Annotated in this window: 18 protein-coding genes; 8 read left to right on the top strand and 10 right to left on the bottom strand. The window is 70.0% G+C overall.

Annotated elements, in window-relative coordinates:
* Positions 1-71 precede the first annotated feature (71 nt).
* From ACIPVN_RS13200 to ACIPVN_RS13190, 3 genes are all read left to right on the top strand, one after another.
* On the top strand, positions 72-446 hold the full coding sequence (locus ACIPVN_RS13200; protein ID WP_400443565.1) for an HNH endonuclease signature motif containing protein: 375 nt from the start codon (positions 72-74) through the stop codon (positions 444-446).
* Between the two features lie 46 nt (positions 447-492).
* On the top strand, positions 493-678 hold the full coding sequence (locus ACIPVN_RS13195; protein WP_400443562.1) for a hypothetical protein: 186 nt from the start codon (positions 493-495) through the stop codon (positions 676-678).
* A gap of 293 nt (positions 679-971) precedes the next feature.
* Complete coding sequence (locus tag ACIPVN_RS13190) at positions 972-1232, top strand: hypothetical protein (protein WP_400443560.1); 261 nt, start codon at positions 972-974, stop codon at positions 1230-1232.
* A gap of 316 nt (positions 1233-1548) precedes the next feature.
* Here ACIPVN_RS13190 and ACIPVN_RS13185 read toward each other — a convergent pair whose 3' ends face one another.
* The gene (locus ACIPVN_RS13185; RefSeq protein WP_400443557.1) at positions 1549-2064 is read right to left on the bottom strand and encodes a GNAT family N-acetyltransferase; all 516 of its coding nucleotides are present in this window, start codon (positions 2062-2064) and stop codon (positions 1549-1551) included.
* A 265-nt stretch (positions 2065-2329) separates the two neighbouring features.
* Between ACIPVN_RS13185 and ACIPVN_RS13180 the strand changes: the two genes are divergently transcribed.
* Positions 2330-2962 carry a GntR family transcriptional regulator gene (locus ACIPVN_RS13180; protein ID WP_400443554.1) on the top strand — a complete coding sequence of 211 codons (633 nt, stop codon included), beginning with the start codon at positions 2330-2332 and terminating at the stop codon, positions 2960-2962.
* A gap of 31 nt (positions 2963-2993) precedes the next feature.
* Here ACIPVN_RS13180 and ACIPVN_RS13175 read toward each other — a convergent pair whose 3' ends face one another.
* From ACIPVN_RS13175 to ACIPVN_RS13155, 5 genes are all read right to left on the bottom strand, one after another.
* Positions 2994-4016 (bottom strand): alpha/beta hydrolase, encoded by a 1023-nt coding sequence (locus ACIPVN_RS13175; RefSeq protein ID WP_400443551.1) that lies wholly within the window; start codon positions 4014-4016, stop codon positions 2994-2996.
* A 24-nt stretch (positions 4017-4040) separates the two neighbouring features.
* On the bottom strand, positions 4041-5414 hold the full coding sequence (locus ACIPVN_RS13170; RefSeq protein WP_400443548.1) for an FAD-dependent oxidoreductase: 1374 nt from the start codon (positions 5412-5414) through the stop codon (positions 4041-4043).
* Positions 5415-5479: 65 nt separating this feature from the next.
* A complete protein-coding gene (locus ACIPVN_RS13165; protein ID WP_400443545.1) occupies positions 5480-6541 on the bottom strand; it encodes a polyprenyl synthetase family protein in 1062 nt (353 codons plus the stop codon).
* Positions 6542-6561: 20 nt separating this feature from the next.
* Entirely contained in the window at positions 6562-7293 is a 732-nt protein-coding gene (locus ACIPVN_RS13160) for a class I SAM-dependent methyltransferase (RefSeq protein ID WP_400443543.1), read from the bottom strand.
* A 9-nt stretch (positions 7294-7302) separates the two neighbouring features.
* The gene (locus ACIPVN_RS13155; protein ID WP_400443540.1) at positions 7303-7896 is read right to left on the bottom strand and encodes a hypothetical protein; all 594 of its coding nucleotides are present in this window, start codon (positions 7894-7896) and stop codon (positions 7303-7305) included.
* A 36-nt stretch (positions 7897-7932) separates the two neighbouring features.
* Between ACIPVN_RS13155 and ACIPVN_RS13150 the strand changes: the two genes are divergently transcribed.
* Positions 7933-9192 (top strand): isochorismate synthase MenF, encoded by a 1260-nt coding sequence (locus ACIPVN_RS13150; RefSeq protein ID WP_400443537.1) that lies wholly within the window; start codon positions 7933-7935, stop codon positions 9190-9192.
* A gap of 29 nt (positions 9193-9221) precedes the next feature.
* On the opposite strand, the gene ACIPVN_RS13145 is transcribed toward ACIPVN_RS13150, so the two are convergent.
* The 3 genes from ACIPVN_RS13145 to ACIPVN_RS13135 form a co-directional block, all read right to left on the bottom strand.
* Entirely contained in the window at positions 9222-10064 is an 843-nt protein-coding gene (locus ACIPVN_RS13145; RefSeq protein WP_400443534.1) for a PPK2 family polyphosphate kinase, read from the bottom strand.
* A gap of 98 nt (positions 10065-10162) precedes the next feature.
* Positions 10163-11887: a 2-succinyl-5-enolpyruvyl-6-hydroxy-3-cyclohexene-1-carboxylic-acid synthase gene (gene menD, locus ACIPVN_RS13140; RefSeq protein WP_400443532.1), complete on the bottom strand. Its 1725-nt coding sequence runs from the start codon at positions 11885-11887 to the stop codon at positions 10163-10165.
* The gene (locus ACIPVN_RS13135; protein WP_400443529.1) at positions 11884-12270 is read right to left on the bottom strand and encodes a PLD nuclease N-terminal domain-containing protein; all 387 of its coding nucleotides are present in this window, start codon (positions 12268-12270) and stop codon (positions 11884-11886) included. Before ACIPVN_RS13135 ends, menD begins: the two co-directional genes overlap by 4 nt.
* A 74-nt stretch (positions 12271-12344) precedes the next feature.
* Between ACIPVN_RS13135 and ACIPVN_RS13130 the strand changes: the two genes are divergently transcribed.
* Entirely contained in the window at positions 12345-12731 is a 387-nt protein-coding gene (locus tag ACIPVN_RS13130; protein WP_400443527.1) for a hypothetical protein, read from the top strand.
* Positions 12732-12808: 77 nt separating this feature from the next.
* Positions 12809-13501: a DsbA family protein gene (locus tag ACIPVN_RS13125; protein ID WP_400443524.1), complete on the top strand. Its 693-nt coding sequence runs from the start codon at positions 12809-12811 to the stop codon at positions 13499-13501.
* A gap of 7 nt (positions 13502-13508) precedes the next feature.
* Here the strand turns inward: ACIPVN_RS13125 and ACIPVN_RS13120 are convergent, their stop codons facing one another.
* Positions 13509-14591, bottom strand: coding sequence for a PQQ-dependent sugar dehydrogenase (locus tag ACIPVN_RS13120; RefSeq protein WP_400443521.1), 1083 nt, complete (start codon positions 14589-14591; stop codon positions 13509-13511).
* Between the two features lie 70 nt (positions 14592-14661).
* On the opposite strand from ACIPVN_RS13120, the gene ACIPVN_RS13115 reads away from it, so the two are divergent.
* Positions 14662-16749: a bifunctional lysylphosphatidylglycerol flippase/synthetase MprF gene (locus tag ACIPVN_RS13115; RefSeq protein ID WP_400443518.1), complete on the top strand. Its 2088-nt coding sequence runs from the start codon at positions 14662-14664 to the stop codon at positions 16747-16749.
* Positions 16750-16751: the final 2 nt, after the last annotated feature.

Here is a 16751-nt window from a genome sequence, read left to right as displayed (position 1 = left end):
CTTGACGGCTTCAGGAAATCGCGGTGCCAGGTGAGCGCCCAAATGTAGGAGGTAGCCGCTAGCGTGCTCGCATGTCTTCACCCGGCAAAGCCACCGTCACACGCGCTGGATACGCCGCGTACATCCAATCACCAGACTGGCGCGCGACCCGAGAGCGGTACTGGAGTAGCAAGCTCCCCAATGAGTGCTGGGTGTGCGATGCCCCGCGCTCCAAAGGGATGCATCTGCACCACCGCACGTACAAGAACCTTGGCAACGAACGCTTGATGGACCTCGTGCCGGTCTGTCCGGGATGCCATGACCTGATCCACGAGATCGCCGCCGCCAACGGCAACAGACTAAGCAACCTGTGGAAGGCGACAACCAAAGCTCGAAGACAACACAACCCGCGGTTTGGCACCAATGCCGTGAAGGCCAGGGCGAGAAACCGCGGACCACTGCGCTGACAGGCACCGCGATTGACGGAGGCAGGATTGGTCGTATGCTCACCGCATGGAGGTCTACGAGGCGATAGCGCAGCGAAACGGCGATTTCTGGTTCGTTCAGATCCCCGAGCTCGGCTTGTTCACCCAAGCGCACCCGGTCGAGGAGATCGAAGGCATAGCACGAGACGTCATCTCGATCACCCTTGAAGTCCCACCCGACTCGTTCGGAATCCAGGTTGGCTTCGAGCGGTAGGAGTTGGTGTGCCGAAAGAACTCGGAATCAGAGCCGGCGAGCACTGGGCCTACAAAACCACGCTCAGTCACGGCCCGCTCATAGAGGTCAAGGTCCTGGACGCGGGCGAGCGCTACGAGGCGTCGATCCGCGTTCAAAGCATCGACACGGGGGAAACCTTCTGGACCCGTCGAGGCCGGTTGCCCGCGACATGGGAGACGCGGGATGCCTACCTCGCCACTCATCCCCAGTTCGCGCACGCTCTGCCCGAGAAGCCCACACCCCCTCCCGTGCAGCCCGCATTCGTTCCACGAGTGACTGACGTCGACCTCGAACGCATCCGCTCAGTCGTTCGCGAGGAGATCGCGGAATCGATGAAGGGAGTGCCGCGACTCGCATTCACAGTGGCAGAGCTCGCCTATTCGGTTGGGTTGTCCGACTCGCGCATCTACCGCCACATCGATCGACGAGACATCACGCCCGTCTACTCGGGAACGAAGGCACTGATTCCTGTCGAAGAGGCGCTGCGCTTCGTGCGCGACCTCCCGGACGAGAACTACGGACCTCTGCGCTGACGAAGGCCGAGTACCGTGTGCGCATGGAAGCCGATGATCTCGAGCGGATGCTGCGCATCGACCCCGACAACACGGTGCCGAAAGAGGAGCTTCGGCACCTCATGCGTATGAAGTTCCCCGAGTTCGACTTCTAGTCCGCAGACAGTCCGCAAAACCTGCCGTGATCCCCAACTGCCGCCAACACGCACAACAAGCGAACTCCATGGGATCAAGCAGAAACAACGCTAACCCAGGACAGTCAACAGTTTCGTGGCCGTTCATCAACTACCGCTGACCGCGTCGTCACCCGTTCGTGAAGCCCGGCCCCGGCGGGGCTTCACGCTTTTCCGGAGGCCGCCTCCCCGAGGTCGTACACCCACTCGTTGATCTCGAGCGACGCTCCGCGGAACTCTTCGACGAGCGATCCGACCTGGGCGAATCCCGCGCGACGGCACACGGCGTTCGATGCGGCGTTGTCGACGCCAGGGAAGGCCGTGAGCATCCGCCGCTCCCCCGCCTCGGCCCGCGCCTGCGCGACGACCAGCGCGACCGCGCGGGCGGCGATCCCGCGACCCTGCGCCTCGGGCAGCACGAACCACCCCGTCTCCCACGCGTCGGCGTCGCGCCAGCGAACCGGCCAGAAGCCGATCGACCCGACCGGCACCCCACCCTCGAGGATCACCGACATGTGCGCCTCGCCCGAGGCGTTCAGGCGCAGGTAGCGCGCATGGCGCTCCTCGACCTGCGCATCGGTCTCGGAGCCGTTCAGGTGCGACGTCATCGCGGGCGCATTGGCCCGGTGCAGGAGCGGCAGGTCGCCGGAACCCCAGGGGCGCAGAGTGAGCTCGTCCATCCCCGGAGCTTTCCACGGACCACGGACACGCACCAGAGCGGCGCATCACCGCGGCATCCGCCCAGGCCAGCCGCAAGAACTCCGCAAGAACGATAGGCACGGCGGCCGCACAGGTGCATGATGTAGTTTCCTGCGGGAGCGTATGGGGCGCTCACACAGCACAGCGGAACAGAAGACAGCAGGAAGCACGACAGCAGGCGCACCGCGCGACCGGGAGGCGCGACGCAGGCCGTGGTGAACCGACGAACTTACTGGGGGTAAGTCGATGAGCAGCATCGAAATCACACACATCGGCGAAGGCAAACAGCTCCTCGCGGACGAGGTGTTCCACCACATCGGCCAGCAGATCATCGACGGCGTGATGGAGCCGGGCCACCGCATCCGCGATGTCACCGTCGCCGACGAGCTCCACGTCTCTCGCACACCCGTGCGCGAGGCCCTGCAGCGCCTCGAGCGGCTGGGGCTGGTCACGATGTACCCGAGCCGCTATACCGAGGTCACGCTCGTCACGCCCGAGATCGTGCTCGGCACGCTCGAGTTCGCGGGCTACCAGGCGGGCGTCTCCGCGCGCATGGGCGTGCCCAAACTGACCGAGGTCGAGCGCGCCTACCTGGCGGGACTCGTCGAGCAGCTGCACACCACGCTCGACGATGCCGCGAAGACGTCCGAGAGCCGGTGGGCGGTCTTCTCGTACCTCACGCACCGCGCGGGCAACCCGCAGCACAGCGCCCTCGTCAACGACTCGAGCATCGCGCTGTTCCGCAACCTCCGGAACTGGGTCGTGCCCGTCGAGGACCACGCACACATGACGCAGGTCTACGCAGAATTCCGCGAGGCGGTGGAGCGGGGAGACGGCGACGACGCCGAGCGTCTCGCCCGCGCCATGTACTACGTCTGACGCCGGCGGGGCGGAACGCCGCCTCGCCGCCTCAGCCCACGGCTCGCCAGCCTCTGACCCAGCGGTCGAGCCGACGATACGCGTCCTCGCGGGCGTCGTGCGCCGAGAGGAACACGTCGTGCAGGGCGCCGTCGATCCGCTCCACGGTGACCGACGGCCCGAGGCGGAGCGAGGCGCGGGCGATGTCCTCGACCACGAGCACCGTGTCGGCCCGCGTGAGCTCGTCCGACCACCGCGTCGGCGACGCGAACCGCGCCGACAGCAGTACGCACACCGGTGCCGTGATCGAGAGCCCCGCCGCGACCGTGCGGTGCCCGCTGAGGATCGCGTGCAACCACCCGGCGTGCACCGCCATGGTCTGCTGCGGGCGCCAGCGGAGGTCGACCTCCATCGGATCGTCGGGATCGGCCACCGCCTCCTGCGCCCGACTGTAGAAGCCGAGATCGATCTGCGGTGCCGCATCGAGCGGTCGTAGCCGCGCCTGCAGCTCGACCATCGGCGCGATCGCCGCGCGCGCCGCCGCGAACTGGAACTCCAACCACGGACTGTTGAGGACGACGGCATCCGCCATCCCCGGATGCCGTGACGCCCAGAGGCTCAGCGTCAGCCCACCCGTCGAATGCCCGAGCAGCACGAGGCGCCGCGTGGATGCCGCGGCATCCGTTCCCCGTCCCATCGCGTCGAGCGCCGCGGCGATGTCCTCGTCGTAGGTCGCGAGGTCGGTCACGTACCCGGGCGTCTGCCCGTCACGCAGACTGCGTCCGTACTTTCGCAGATCGAGCGCGAAGAACCGCGCGCCCCGCGAGGTCCAGAACCGTGCGAGGCGCTTCTGGAAGAAGTAGTCCGACCAGCCGTGCACGTAGAGCACGTCGACGTCATGCAGGAGAGGCGTCCGCCCCCGCAGACGCTCCCACCACCCGACCGATGTGGGGAGCGCGCGCACCAGCGTCGCCACGACCGCCCCCTGGTCATCGTCGGCGAGCGGTAGCGTCAGCTGCTCGAACTCGTCGCCGAGAATGTCGGGGATCCAGTGCGCGGAGCCGGTGTCAGCCATGCGGCCAGGCTAGCCGAGGGGGACTCACTCCCCGCGGGAGACGCGCACCATCTCGTCGCGCGGCACGACCTTGACGCGCGCCCGCTCGTGCGGAGCGCCGAGGGCGATCTCGTGCTCGTCGAGGCGGTGCCAGCCCTCGAGATCGGTCCACTTCACGCCTCGCTCCTGGAGCAGCGTGGGGATGGCCTCCTCCGACGGGTCCTCCGGGTGCCACCACGACCCCTGGTCGTTGATGATGTGACGCACGGTCTCCATCGCGTCGGACTTGGTGTGGCCGATGAGGCCGACCGGTCCGCGCTTGATCCACCCGGTCGCGTAGATGCCGGGCATCTGCTCGTTCGAGTCCTTCGCGAGAACCTGGCCCTCGCGGTTCGGTATCACGCCGTGCTTCTTGTCGAAGGGCACGCCGGGCAGCGGCGATCCGAAGTAGCCGATCGCGCGGTACAGCGCCTGGATCGGCAGCTCGCGCATCTCACCGGTGCCGATCGCGCCGCCCTGGCCGTCCGGCTGCGTGCGCTCGTAGACGAGCGCCGCGACGCGGCCGCTGTCGTCGGTGCGCACCTCGACCGGGCGGGCCCAGAAGTGCAGGTGCAGGCGACGGGATGCCGTGCCGCCGGCGTTGTTGACCGAATCGAGCTTGCGCCACGACTGCAGGATGCGGTCGATGACCATGACCTGCTTGTTGCTCGCGACGGCATCCTTGGCGGCGTCGTCGTAGTCGAAGTCCTCGTCGTAGACGACCATGTCGACGTCGCGCAGCTCGCCGAGCTCGCGCAGCTCGAGCGGGGTGAACTTCACCTGCGCCGGGCCCCGGCGTCCGAAGACGTGCACGTCGGTGACCGCGCTGGACTTCATGCCCTCGTAGACGTTCTCGGGCACCTCGGTGACGAGCAGGTCCTCGGCGTGCTTGGCGAGCATGCGCGACACGTCGAGCGCGACGTTGCCGTTGCCGAGAACGGCGACGGATGCCGCGTCGAGCGGCCACTCGCGGGGCACGTCGGGGTGCCCGTCGAACCAGCTGACGTAGTCGGCCGCGCCGTACGAGGCGACTGCGTCGATGCCGGGGATGTCGAGCGACGTGTCGCGGATCGCGCCGGTCGCGAAGATCACGGCGTTGTAGTGCTTCTTGAGATCGTCGAGGGTGATGTCCTCGCCGAAGCGCACGTTGCCGAACAGACGGATGTCGCCGCGGTCGAGCACATCGCGCAGCGCGTTGATGATGCCCTTGATGCGGGGGTGATCGGGGGCGACACCGTAGCGGACCAGTCCATAGGGCGCCGGCAGCTGCTCGAACAGGTCGATCGACACGTCGAACTTGCGCTCGGCCTTCAGCAGCAGGTCGGCCGCGTAGATCCCGGCGGGTCCTGCGCCGACGATGGCCAGTCTGAGCTTGGTCATGGAGGTCCTTTCGTATGCCGTCGCGTGAGCCGCACAGCCGCGCCCGTACGGGACGCGGCGCCCGGTCAGCTGGAGCGTTCGGCGAGGGTCTCGGCGAAGCGCGTGAGCGCCTCGCGCACGGTGCCCCGGGGCAGCGGTGCGAGCGCGGCGATCGCGTCGCGCGTCCACGTGAGGGCGAGATCGAGGGTCTTCTGCGTCGCCGCGTGATCGCGCAACTCGGCGAGCGGTCCGTCGAGGATGGACGGGTCCTCGCCGTCGGCGATGCGCACGACTCCGGCGTCGATGCGGGCGGCGAGGTCGGCGGCATCCGCATCGTCCTGTGCCTTCAGCAGCAGGTACGGCATGGTGGGCACGCCCGCGCGCAGGTCGGTGCCGGGGACCTTGCCGGTGTCCTCCGGCTTGGCCGACAGATCGATCACGTCGTCGAGCAATTGGAAGGCGACGCCGATCTTCTCACCGTAGACCCGCAGCGGCTCCTCGTACTCGCTCGGCGCGTTCGAGAAGATCACCCCGCCCTGCGTCGCGGCGGCGATCAGCGAGCCGGTCTTGTCGGCGAGCACCTGGATGTAGAACTCGATCGGGTCGTCGTCGGGCTGCGCGCCGAGCGTCTCGTGCATCTGCCCCAGAACGAGCCGCTCGAACGTGTCGGCCTGCAGGCGGATCGCCCGCTCGCCGAGACGCGACATGAGCTGGCTGGCCCGCGAGAAGAGGATGTCGCCGGTCAGGATGGCGATGTTGTTGCCCCACACGGCGTGTGCGGCGGGAACCCCGCGGCGGCGGTCGGCTCCGTCCATGACGTCGTCGTGGTAGAGCGAGCCGAGGTGCGTGATCTCGAGCGCCTTGGCGACATCGATCACCTGCTCGGTGTTGCCGTCGCCGAGCTGGGCGGCGAGGAGGGTCAGCACCGGACGGATGCGCTTGCCCCCGGCCTCGTACAGGTACCGGCTCGCGGCGTCGGCGAGCGGATCGGCGACACGCACGTCTTCGGCCAGTCCGGTCTCGACGAGCTCGAGCCCGTCTTCGATCGCGCGCGCGACGCGCCGCGCCGCAGGACCGATGAAGACACGGTCGCTGAAACCCAGACGGCTCGCCAGTCGCGATCCCGGGGCTACGGGGCTCGAAGTCACGTTGTCAGCCTACCGTCGTCTCAGGCGGGCTTCCGCGCCCGGTGCAGGGCGACGATCCCGAAGGTGAGGTTGCGGTACGCGACGTCGACCCAGCCGGCTTCGCGGATCCACTCGGCCAGGCGCTTCTGATCGGGCCAGGCCGCGATCGACTCGTTGAGGTAGTCGTAGGCGTCGCCGTTGGTTCCGGCGACGCGTGCGACGCGCGGCAGCACCTGCGCGTTGTAGAAGCGGTAGGCGCCGCGGAAGAGGGGAGCGGGCGGCGTGGAGAACTCGTTGATCACGAGACGCCCGCCCGGCTTGGTCACGCGGAACAGCTCGCGCAGCGCCTTCTTCGGGTCGTTGACGTTGCGCAACGCGTAGGACATGGTGACGGCGTCGAACTCGTCGTCGCCGAACGGCAGAGCCGTGGCGTCGGCCTGCACGAAGGACAGGTTGCGCATCGCTCCGTGACGGCGCTCGCCCTCGGCGAGCATGCCCGGCGAGAAGTCGGCGGCGACCACCTGGGCGCCGCTGCGGGCGAGGGATGCCGACGAGGATGCCGTGCCCGCCCCCAGGTCGAGGATGCGCTCCCCCGGCTTCGGCGCGACGGCGCGCGTCGTCGCCGCACGCCACAGCACGTCGTTGCCGAAGGTCATGGCGGTGTTCGTGCGGTCGTACCCGGCCGCCACCTGGTCGAACATGCCGCTGACGCGCGCGGGGTCCTTGCCGAGATCGGCGCGGTTGGGCTCGCTGCGGGAGTCGTTCGAGGTCACCGGATCAGTCTAGGCGCCGGGTCTGTGCGCATTCTGCGGGTTGACAGGCGGGAACTCGTGCAGGTCGAACGACTCGAGCAGGTCGAGCCATCGATCCGCCGTCGCATCGTCGAACGGAGCGACCTGCGCCCGCACCCGCTCCTCGAGGTCGAGCGCGAGCGCCTCCAGTCGAGTCATGATCTCGGACGGATACCCGTAGCGCACGCTGTGCTCCGCCCACTCGTCCCGATCGTCGACCCAGGTGCCGCGCTCGCCCTCGACGCGCACGACGTCGAGATCCATGTCGATGCCGGTCACGAGCAACGGATCGTCGCTCCAACGCACGTCCCAGCCGAGATCGACGTAGATGCGCATCCCCTTCGAATGGCCCCGGTTCATCGTCAGGGCGAAGTCGCCCTGGTGGGGGATCAGCGTCACGTTCGGACCACCGGCGAGGTAGTCCCGTCCGGGGCGACTGCTGCGCCATCCGGCGGGCTGTCCCACCCAGTCCCCCCAGGAGTCCGCCCCGAGATACACGCTCTCGTGCCGCCAGTGGGGAGACCCGTCCCACTTGCGCCACTGCACGATCATCGGGGTTCCCACCGGGGGACGGGCATCGCTCATGCGCTCAGCCTAGAACGCAGAGATTAGGCTGGAGCCGTGAGCAGCGCGCTGATCGTGGAGACCCGAGAGATCGATCCGATCGAAGACCTCCTGGCGTCGGCCTCCCCCTCCCGCCCCCTCGCCTGGCTGCGCCGCGGCGACGGCATCGTGGCCGTCGGCGAACCTCTGCGCGAGCTGCGGGCCTCGGCCGGGGCGAACGGCCTGCGCAGCGCCGCCCTCGCCACCGCCTGGCGCCGCCTCGCCTCCACCGCGCGCATTGACGACCCGGTCGGCCTGCCCGGCACCGGGCTCGTCGCCTTCGGCGCCCTCGCGTTCGACGAGCGCTCGGCGAGTGACAGCGTGCTGGTCATCCCCTCGCAGGTGATCGGACGCCACGGCGACCGGTTCTGGCGCACGACCGTCCGCCACGCCGACGGGGACGCGGATGCCCCCCTCCCGACTTCCGTCGCCGAAGAGCCGTACGGCCCGCACTGGGCCGGCACCGTCGGCCCCGGCGCGCAGACCCCCCAGGGCTATCAGGACTCGGTGCGCCAGGCGCTCGGCCGGATCGCCGCGGGCGAGCTGAGCAAGGTCGTGCTTGCGCGCGACCTCACCGGCAGCATCCCCGCAGGGTCGGACCTGCGCCGCCTCGTGCGCGCACTGTCGACCGGATACCCCGACACGTGGGCGTTCGCGGTCGACGGCCTGATCGGTGCGAGCCCCGAGACCCTCGTCACGGTGCACGAGCGCACGGTCACCGCGCGCGTGCTGGCGGGCACCGCGGGTCGTGGCGCGGATGCCGACGCCGACACCGCCGTCTCGACGGCCCTCGCCTCGAGCACCAAGGATCTCGACGAGCATCAGTACGCCGTGCAGAGCGTGCTCGCCTCACTGCGCCCGCACACCCGGGCGCTGGCGGCGAGCGAGCAGCCGTTCCTGCTGAAGCTGCCGAATCTGTTCCACCTCGCGACCGACGTGGAGGGCGAGCTCGCGGAGGGCGAATCGGCGCTCGACCTGGTCGGGGCGCTGCATCCGACCGCGGCCGTGGCCGGAACCCCGACGACGATCGCGATCGGTGTCATCCGCGAGCTGGAACCCTTCGATCGCGGGCGCTACGCGGGCCCGGTCGGATGGGTGGATGCCGCGGGCAACGGCGAGTGGGCGATCGCCCTGCGCTGCGCCCAGTTCACCGCGGCCGACGACGACATCGCCGTGACCGCATATGCGGGAGCGGGCATCGTCGCAGGCTCCGACCCCGAATCCGAACTGCTCGAGACGCGGGTGAAGTTCCGACCGCTGGTCGACGCGCTGGCCTGAGCCGCAGTGCGCAGCGTAGTCGGCGGACCTCAGCTCGCGGCGAGCCGTTTCTTCTCGACCTCGACATCGAAGTCGGCGACCGGCCACTGCGGGTCGATGTCCTCCAGCGCCGCGAGCAGCAGCTCCTGCACCGCCAGGCGCGCGTACCACTTGCGGTTCGCCGGCACGACGTGCCAGGGCGCGACCTCGGTCGAGGTGCGCTCGAACACCGCCTGGTAGGCCCGCATGTACTCGTGCCAGACCAGCCGCTCGTCGACATCGCCGGGGTTGTACTTCCAGTGCTTGTCCGGGCGTTCCAGACGCTCCATGAGCCGCGACTTCTGCTCCTCGGGTGAGATGTGCAGCATGACCTTCACGATGCGGATGCCGGAGGCCACGGCATCCGCCTCGAACGCGTTGATTGCGTCGTAACGCCTCTCGATCTCCTCGGGGGGCGCGAGGGCCCGCACGCGTCCGATCAGCACGTCCTCGTAGTGCGAGCGGTCGAAGACGCCGATGAACCCGGGCTCGGGCAGCCGCTTCTCGATGCGCCAGAGGAAGTCGTGCGCGCGCTCCTCGTCGGTCGGGGCCTTGAACGCCGCGAGCGACACGCCCTGCGGGTCGACCCCGCCCACGACGTGCCGCACGATGCCGCCCTTGCCCGCCGAGTCCATGGCCTGCAGCACGAGCAGCACGGCATCCGTCGCGGTGCCGGTGCGACTCTCGGCGAACAGGCGCTCCTGCAGGTCGTTCAACGCGGCGAGTCCCTCGGCGAGGTCGCGGGCGCCGTCGGCCTTGTGCCCGTGGTACCCGGGCGTGCTCCCGGCGTCGACGTCGTCGAGACGGAAGCCGTCGCCGACGCGGAGGGTCTCGGTCCACTGATGAGCGTTCATCTGCCCATGATGTCGAGTCGCGGGCTTCCGCGCACGTCTCGATCTGCACCGATCGGTGGGCATGGCAGCGGGCGGCACCTCAGCAAGCGCGCGGCACCTCAGCGAGGGAGGGGCACCTCGATGAGCTGGCGCCCGCCGACGGGGCGTGTGAGCGCCTGGTCGAGCGCGGTGCGGGTCGTCACGCGCCGGTACTCCCAGCCGTAGGCGAGGGCGAGGTGCTCGAGGCGCACCTGGTGCGGCGTGTAGAACGCACGGTCGAGGTCGGCGGCCGGGGCGACCTGCGCGACCTCGAGCCCGTCGAAGATCGTGCCGCCGCCGTCGTTGCCGACGATCACCTGCAGACGCGGCTCGGTCTCGTCGGGCGGCAGCAGCAGCGCTCCCACGTCGTGCAGCAGGGTGAGGTCGCCCAGCAGCACGCGGGTCACGCCGGGCGCTCCCCCGGCCTGACTCGCGAGCGCGATGCCGGTCGCGGTCGCGATCGTGCCATCGATGCCCGCGAGACCGCGATTGGCGTGCACGGGCACTTTCTTGCCGCCGAGCACCGCATCGGCGACGCGCACGAGCCGTGACGACCCGAACACGAGCCGGTCGTGCGGCCAGGTCGCCCGCCACACCGCATCGACCAGCAGCTCGCGGTCGAGCGGCCGGCGCACGGCCTCGAGCTCGGCCTTCACGGCGTCGCGTCGGGTCGCGGAGTCGGTGGAGGCCAGGCCGTCGTGATCCGGGGCCCGCTCGCTGAGGTCGACGGCCTGCGCGGCAGAGGCCTCGAGCCAGGCTCCGAGCCAGTCCCGATCGGCGGCGCCCTCGGCGACGACGACGGATGCCGCCGCCCGCGAGCGATGGTTCAGATCGAGCTCCTCGCCGCCGTGGCGCACCGCGATGACCTCGACCTCGGGCCGCGCGAGGAGCGCCGCGACCTCGCGGCTGAGGGTGGGATGGCCGAGTACGACCGCGCGCTCGACGGCGCCGCCGAGATCGGTGCGACGCAGCAGTGCGCGATAACCGTGCACGAGGTGACGGCCGAAACGGGCACCCGACACGATCTCGGCGATCAGCGGCCACGAACCGGCGTGGGCGATCTCCTCGGCGTCGGCCCCGGCATCCGCGCCGGCGATCACGACGGTGCGGGGTCCGCGCGCGAGCACGACCGGCTCGCCGGGCGCGGGCACGGGTGCGACCCCCGGAGTGACGGCGGTGACGACCGGTTCACCCGACAGCGGCTCGCGCGAGGGCAGGTTCAGATGCACCGGGCCCGCGACTCCGGGAAGGCCGTGCGGGGCATCGGCACCGAGCGCGATCGCGACCGCGCGGGCCGCCAGTCCCGACCAGGCGCTCGCGCCGGAAGCGGCATCACCGGGGACGACATCACCGGGGAGGGCATCACCCGGGAGGGCATCACCCGGGACCGGGGCATCGACGCCCTCGCGCACCCACGGTGCGAACATGCCGGGTTGGGTCGTCGCCTGGTTGGCGCCGATCCCGCGCAGCTCGGGCGGACGATCGGCGGTCAGCAGCAGCAGCGGGACGCCGGAGTGGAACGCCTCCATCGCGGCCGGCAGCAGATTGGCAGCGGCCGTGCCCGAGGTGCACAGCACCGCCGCCGGCACCCCGGTCTCGCGGGCGAGGCCGAGCGCCGTGAATCCGGCCACGCGCTCATCGATGCGCACGTGCACGCGCAGGGCACCGGCGTCGGCCAGACGCACCGCGGCGAGCGCGAGCGCCTGCGAGCGCGACCCGGGTGAGAGCACGAGATCGCGCACGCCGTGGGCGATCAGATCGGCGAGGAGGGATGCCGCGGCATCCGTCGCCGGCGACGAGGTCACGGGCGGGGCTCGGGGGTCGCCCCGGGAGTGGAGCCGCTGTCGTTCTCTCCGTCGATCTCGGCGTCGGTCTCGGCTTCGAGTCGTGCGAGTTCTTCTTCGAGACGGGCGATGCGCGCGTCCTGCTCGGTCTTGCTGATGCCGCGCAGGAACATCGGGTCGTCATCGGGCGCGACCATGCGTGCGGGACCGGGGTCGTTCTTGCGGCGCCGACCGATGACGAACCACAGGATTCCGCCGATGACGGGGAGGAGCACGACGATCAGGATCCAGATGCCCTTGCGCACACCACGGTGCCGCGTCGCCGGCTGCACTGCGCAGTCGACGATGCTGAACACCCAGAACACGGCGGCCAGGAAGCCGCCGATGATCAGTAGTCTCGCCACCCCTCCAGTGTAGGCGGGTCGGCGGACACGCGGCCCGGCGGGCGCAGAGGACCGCTTGTTAGACTTCGCGCACCATGACCTCGACCCGGTCGCTGACCACTCTCCTCACCGCGCTGGGCCTCGCCCTGCTGCTGGTCGTGGGAGCCTGGTCGACCTCGCACGGCGAGGCCGATGTGCACGCGTCGCTGTGCCTGGCATCGGGGGCCTCCGCCGCGGATGCCGGGGCGGGAGCGTCGCACCACGAGGAGGCCGCACCGGTCGACTCCTCCTCGCACGCGGCCGTGGCGGGCTTCGCCGTGCTGTGGTTCCTCGCTCTGGTCATGCTGCTCGTGCGGACCGCGCGCCGCGGACCCGGCATCCTGCGCCCCCGCACGGATGCCACCGTCGCGGCGCCGCGGGCCGGCCCCCTCCCGCTGCGCACCGCCATCACCCTCACCGAACTCTCGATCTCCCGCACCTGAACGACGACGCGTCGATCCGGCCGCCCCGCGCGGCATCCTCGTCCGTCGTTCCTCTTCCCTCGTGTCTGGAGACACCCATGTTCGCCACACCCACTCGCACCCCTCAGAAGACCCGCCTGACCACGCCCGTCAGGGCGACCCTGATCGCTCTCGCCGTCGCCGTCGTGCTCGCCATCGCCGGCGTCATCTACGCGATCACGCAGCAGGCGCCCGCGCCCGACGTCGCCGAAGACGGCACCCTGCAGACCACCCGCGCAGATTCGCACGTGATCGACGACGGAGGAGCGGATGCCGTGACCGTCGTCGAGTTCCTCGACTTCGAGTGCGAGGCCTGCGGTGCCTTCTACCCGATCGTCGAAGACCTGCGCGCGCAGTTCGACGGCGAGATCACCTATGTGGTGCGGTACTTCCCGCTGCCGGGTCACATCAACTCGACGCAGGCGGCTCTCGCCGCCGAGGCGGCAGCGCAGCAGGATCGCTTCGAGGACATGTACCACCGGCTGTTCGAGACCCAGCAGGAGTGGAGTCACGCGACGGGCGAGACGCCCGCGGTGTTCCGCGCGATGGCCGAATCGCTCGGACTCGACATGGCGGCCTACGATGCGGCGATCGCCGACCCCGCGACGCTCGCCCGGATCCAGGCCGACAAGACCGACGGCGAGTCGCTCGGCATCACCAGCACTCCGTCGTTCTTCGTCGACGGCACGTACGTGCAGCTGCAGGAATGGGACGATCTGGAGGAGGCCGTGGCCCGGGCCGTCGAGCGCTGACGGCTGTTCAGCCGAAGTCCACCCGGAGGATGCGGTCGTCGCCGTCGCGCGGATCGCCGCGCCCGTCGGTGTTGTTCGTGAGCACCCAGACCGATCCGTCGGGGGCGGCGACCGCATCGCGCAGACGCCCGTACTCGCCGCCGTGCAGCTCGAACGCCGTGCCGGTGTCGGCGAGCGGAACGATCCGCAGTCGCTCGCCCCTCAGGTTGGCGATGACGATCTCATCGCCCGCCATCGCGATGCCGCTCGGACTCGCGGTCGACGGCGACCACTGCTGCACGGGGTCGACGAAGCCGTCGCGATCGGCGATGCCCTCGACGGTCGGCCACCCGTAGTTCTCGCCTGCGACGATCACGTTGAGCTCGTCCCAGGTGTCCTGTCCGAACTCGCTGGCGTACATCGTGCCGTCGTCGGCCCAGGCGATGCCCTGCGGGTTCCGGTGGCCGAGGGTGTACACCGGGGACCCCGGGGTCGGGTTGTCATCGGGAACCGCCCCCTCGGCGGTGAGCCGGAGGATCTTGCCCGACAGGGCGTCGGGATCCTGGGCGCTCTCGCGATCGCCCGCATCACCGGTCGTGGCGTACAGCATCCCGTCGGGGCCGAAGGCGATGCGGCCGCCGTTGTGGTTGCCGGCGGCCGGGATGCCGTCGATGACCGTCACCGCGTCGCCCAGCGCGAGCGAGCCCGGGGCGCCGAGGATGTCGCGGCGCTCGATACGGTTCTCGGTCGCTCCGTCGTCACCGGCGTCGGCCGTGAGATAGGTGTAGAGCCGCTCCTCGTGCACGGCGATGCCGAGGAGACCACCCTCACCGCCCGCCCGCACTCCGTCGATGCGTCCCACCTCGCGCGCTCGGCCCGTCGCGGTGATCTCGACGATCCGCGCGCTGTCGCGCTCGCTCACCAGGGCCGTCTCCCCGTGGAAGGCGATCGACCAGGGGGCGTCGAGTCCCGAGGCCACGACGGTCGTGAGGATCGTCGCGGCGTCGGACTCGGCCGACGCCGGTGTCGGGACCGGGGTCGGGACTGTGCATCCGGCGAGCGCGAGGATCGCGGCGAGCGACCCGGCGGCGGTCGTGCGCGAGAGGGTCATGCCTCCCATCCAACCCTCTCGCGTCACAAGGAGGAAGACCCGGAGGGGTGCCGATCGCTACGCTGAGCGCATGCACGCAGAGCGAACGCCCCCGGCCGGCCCCGTGCGGTCCTCGGTGCTCTCGGTCGTTCGACGGATGCCGGCGACGCTGACGTTCGTCGCGCTGATCCTCGTCGTGGGCGTGGCGTGGCAGGGACTCTGGACGCCCTTCGAGAAGTCGGCGCTGTTCGAGACCGTCGCCTACGGACTCCCCAACCTCGCCGACGGCAAGTGGTGGACGCCGATCACCGGCACGTTCTTCGTGAACGAGCCGTGGGTGTACATCTTCACGATCTCGGGATTCTGGGGCATGGCGTACCTCGAGTACCGCCGTGGGTCTCGTGTCGCGCTCGCCTACTACGCGATCGGGCAGCTGTTCGCGATCTTCGCCACCGCACTCCTGCTGTTCGTGCTCTCGCAGTTCCCCTGGGCCTGGGCTGTGACCCAGGCGCAGGCGCTCGACGTCGGGGCATCCGGCGGCACCATGGCGTGCATCGCGGCGGCTGTCGGCCTCTTCCGTCCGCCGTGGAAGGTGCGGGGGTGGCTGATCCTGCTCGGCTTCGTGTTCGTGGCCATGCTGTTCTGGGGCAAGCTCGCCGACCTCGAGCATCTGCTCGCCGTGCTGCTGATCCTCGTGGTCGACCGGTCGCTGCGCGTGCGGCGCACGACGGTGCGCGAACAGCGGCTCGTCGCGGTGATGGCGATCCTCGTGCTCGGCGCGGTCGAGATCATCACGACCCTGGTGCCCACCGACGGACCGTTCGGTCCCACCGATCCGGCCTCGGGCGGCTTCATCGACCTGGCGATCGACCTCGTCGTGATCCTCGTGCTCGTGAACGGCCTGCGTCGCGGTCGCCGCTGGTCGTGGGTGCTCGCCGTGCTCCTCGGTGTCTTCAACGTGCTCATCGCCGCCCTCGTGCTGACGCTGATCATCCTCACCAGTCAGGCCGAGCTCGACATCCGCTGGGACGGCGAGACCGAGCTCGCCCTCGCCAACGGCCTCCTCTGGGTCGTCGTGCTCGTCTACCTCGTGTGGGTGCGGCGGGCGTTCCGCGCGAAGCGGCGCTCGCCTCTCGGCACGCCGCCCCCGCCGACCGTCGACGACGTCAAGACCGAACTGCGCGCACACGGCGGCGGCACCCTGTCGTGGATGACGACCTGGGAGGGCAACAGCTACGCCCGGGTCGACGGCGGCGTCATCGCGTACCAACGGCGCAACGGCGTCGCCCTCGCGCTCGCCGACCCGATCGGCCCCGCAGACGCGCGCGCCGACGCCGTCGCGGACTTCATCCGCACGGCCGAGCAGGCGGGGCTCGTGCCCTGCTTCTTCAGTGCGGATGCCGCGACACGGGCCGCGGTGCCGTCGACGTGGCGCAGCATCGTCGTCGCGGACGACACGATCGTCGACCTGCCGGGCCTGGAGTTCACCGGCAAGCAATGGGCATCGGTGCGCACGTCGCTCAACCGCGCAGGACGCGAGGACATGACCTTCCGGATGACGCGGCTCGGCGACGAGTCGTGGGGTGTGAAGCAGCAGTTGCGCGCGATCTCGGAGGCGTGGGTCGGCGACAAGGATCTGCCCGAGATGCGGTTCACGCTCGGCACGCTCGAGGAGGCCGAGGACCCGGAGGTGCGGATCGCGCTGGCCCTCGCGCCCAACGGCGACGTCGACGGCTTCCTGTCGTGGCTGCCGGTGTACGGTGCGGGCGGCGACGTGCGCGGCTGGACGCTCGATCTGATGCGCCGCCGCGAGGGCGGGTTCGCCCCGGTGATGGAATACCTGATCGGCGCTTCGGCGAAGCAGTTCTCGGAGGAGGGCGCAGAGATCATGTCGCTCTCGGGCGCGCCGCTCGCCCATGACTACCCGCCGGACGCCGGGATGATCGCCGCGCTGAGCGACCGCCTCGCCGAAGCCCTCGAACCGGTGTACGGCTTCGGTTCGCTGCATCGCTTCAAGCAGAAGTTCCACCCCCGCTACGAGACCATGTACCTGCTGTTCCGCGACGAGAGCGACCTCACCCGGATCGGCGGAGCGCTCACCCGGGCGTTCCTGCCCGATGCGACGCTGCGGCAGTTCGCCGGGGCCGGGTTGGAACTCGTGCGGGGCGGCAAGGACTAGCC

The organism is Microbacterium sp. NPDC090003, assembly GCF_044748385.1.
In the GTDB taxonomy this organism is placed as follows: Bacteria; Actinomycetota; Actinomycetes; order Actinomycetales; family Microbacteriaceae; genus Microbacterium.
Note: the sequence above shows the minus strand (reverse complement) of the source record. Positions and strands in the feature narration are given on the sequence as shown.